The sequence below is a fragment of the Skermanella sp. genome, assembly GCF_059503625.1.
In genome coordinates this window covers 1-2500 of record NZ_JCACHA010000399.1, presented here as the reverse complement: position 1 = coordinate 2500, position 2500 = coordinate 1, and the positions used below count along the sequence as shown (strand labels likewise).

3 protein-coding genes are annotated in these 2500 nt (G+C 66.2%); all 3 read right to left on the bottom strand.

Features of this window, described 5'->3' with window-relative positions; all coding sequences use genetic code 11:
• On the bottom strand, positions 1–558 hold a 558-nt coding region (locus AC5JJ6_RS08850), incomplete at its 3' end, for a DMT family transporter (protein WP_496041682.1).
• Between the two features lie 2 nt (positions 559–560).
• Positions 561–1010, bottom strand: coding sequence for a MaoC family dehydratase (locus AC5JJ6_RS08845; protein ID WP_496041681.1), 450 nt, complete (start codon positions 1008–1010; stop codon positions 561–563).
• Positions 1011–1208: 198 nt separating this feature from the next.
• Positions 1209–2492 (bottom strand): MFS transporter, encoded by a 1284-nt coding sequence (locus AC5JJ6_RS08840; protein ID WP_496041683.1) that lies wholly within the window; start codon positions 2490–2492, stop codon positions 1209–1211.
• Positions 2493–2500 lie beyond the last annotated feature (8 nt).

Below are 2500 nucleotides of genomic sequence, written 5' to 3'. Positions count from 1 at the left end.
CTTGTTCGGACTGATCGAGGCCAGCCGGGACGCCTTGATGATGACCGTGGTGGCGCCCCAGGCGACCGCACCCAGAAGGATCATCGCGTCGCCGATCAGTTCGCGGCTGGTCGGGAGCCGCAGGCCGTCGGCGAAGGCGGCCGCGACGCCGGCGAAGGCGCAGAGCAGCCCCAGCGCCTGGATCAGGCGAATCCGCTCGTTCGGCACGAAGAGATGGGCGCCCAGCGCCACGATGAACGGGGAGGTGTACAGGAAGATCACCCCGCGCGAGGCCGTCGTGAACGTCATGCCGGTGAAGATCAGCAGAAACTCGACCGCGAACAGCAGACCCGCCGCCAGCCCGGGCCACAGCGAGCCGTCGCGGCCGAACAGCCGGACGCCGTTCCAGGCCGACCAGCCCCAGAGCAGGATCAGCGATCCAACCGACCGGATGCCGGCCTGGAGCGTCGGGGATATTCCCGGAATGGCGATCTTGATGGCGACCTGCTGAAGACCCCAGCACAGGCATAGAACCGTCAGCACCGCCATGGCGGTGCTGTCCAGATGATGTTTCGGCAAGACTACTCCGGCATGGATCGGCGAGGAACGAGCAGCACCGCGGTCATCCGCTGAACCACTTCGTCTTTTTGATTGTAGGTCAGGGTGCGGATGCGCACCGTGCCACGATCCGGCCGCTTGGTCGAGGGGCGTACTTCCAGTACCTCGCTTTCGATGCGAAGCTCATCGCCGGGGCGCGTCGCCTGCGGCCACGAGATCTCCTCGACGGTGACACCGATGAACCCGCCTGCCAGCTTGGTCTCGCCGTCCACGATCATGCGCATCGTCAGTGCGGCGGTATGCCATCCGCTTGCGGCCAGTCCGCCGAAGACGCTGTCCCTGGCGGCGACAGGGTCGAGGTGAAACGGCTGCGGGTCGAAGCGTCCGGCGAAATCCACGATATCGGCTTCCGACAGCGTCAGGGGGCCGCCGGAGTAGCGGTCGCCGGGGTTCAGGTCGTCGAGCATGCGCATGGGTGAGACACCTTCTTTAGTATTCGTCATGGCAAGCCTTGATCTTGGTATCTCCTAGCGGCAACTGAGCGAATATCGTCAACTTTTAAGTTGAGGCTCCGATCGGCGTCTTCGCCGGGAGATACCAGAGTCAAGCCCTGGTACGTCGGATCGTTCGAGTAGCACGGGCAACCGAAGCGGCGCTCAGGAAAGAGCCGCCTACGCCGCCTCGCTCGCTACCCGGGCGGGAGGTGCCGGTTGCCGCCCGATCATCAGCGACATGGCGACCGCGACGAGGCAGGCCAGGCCGGCGAGCAGGAAGGCTTCCAGATAGCCGTCCATCGCCGTGCGCAGCACGCCGGCGCCGAATGCCGCGACGGCGGCGCCGAGCTGGTGGCCGGTGAAGATCCAGCCGAACATCATCGGCGCCTTTTCCCGCCCGAAGGTGTTGGTGGTGAGCCGGACGGTCGGCGGGACGGTGGCGATCCAGTCCAGGCCATAGAAGACGGCGAACAGGGACAGGCCGAAGAACGACAGGTCGAGCGCGAAGGGCAGCCACAGCAGCGACAATCCCCTCAGCCCGTAATACCAGGCCAGCAGGTAGCGGTTGTTGCAGCGGTCGGACAGCCAGCCGCTCAGCGTCGTGCCGACCAGATCGAAGATGCCCATCATCGCCAGCAGCCCGGCGGCCTTGACCTCAGGGATGCCGGCGTCGAAGCAGGCCGCGATCAGGTGGGTCCCGATCAGGCCGTTGGTGCTCAGCCCGCAGATGAAGAACGTCCCGAAAAGCAGCCAGAAATCGCGGGAGCGCGATCCTTCAATCAAGGCTCCGAAGGCCAGGGCGAAAGGGTTCCCGGTCGGACGGGGCGGCGCCGCCTCCATCTCCGTCTTGCCGAAGGGGGCAAGGCCGATGTCGCGGGGACGTTCCCGCATCAGCAGCATCACCAGCGGGACGATGACGAGGGCGGCGCAGGCGACGCCCAGGACGGCGGTGCGCCACCCCAGATCCTCCACGATCATGGCCAGCAGCGGCAGGAACAGCAACTGCCCGGTCGCCGTGCTGGCGGTCAGCATCCCCATGACGAGACCGCGCTGTTCGGAGAACCATCGGTTGACGACCGTGGCGCCGAGGACGAGGGCGGTCATGCCGGTGCCCGTTCCGACCACCACGCCCCACAGCAGGACGAGCTGCCAGGGGGCGGTCATCAGCGGTGTCAGCGCCACTCCTCCCGCCACCAGCACCAGCGACATCACGATGGTCTTGCGGACGCCCAGGCGCTCCATGAAGGCCGCCGCGAAGGGACCCATCAGGCCGTAGAGGACGAGGTTGATCGCAACGGCGAACGAAATGGTCGCCCGCGACCATCCGAATTCCTGCTCGACCGGGACGATGAGGATGCTCGGCATGGAGCGGATACCCGCCGCCACCAGAAGCGTGACGAAGGTAATCCCGGCGACGTACCATCCGTAGTGGATACGTCCGCGCGCCAGCCGGTCGGACAGGAAAGACA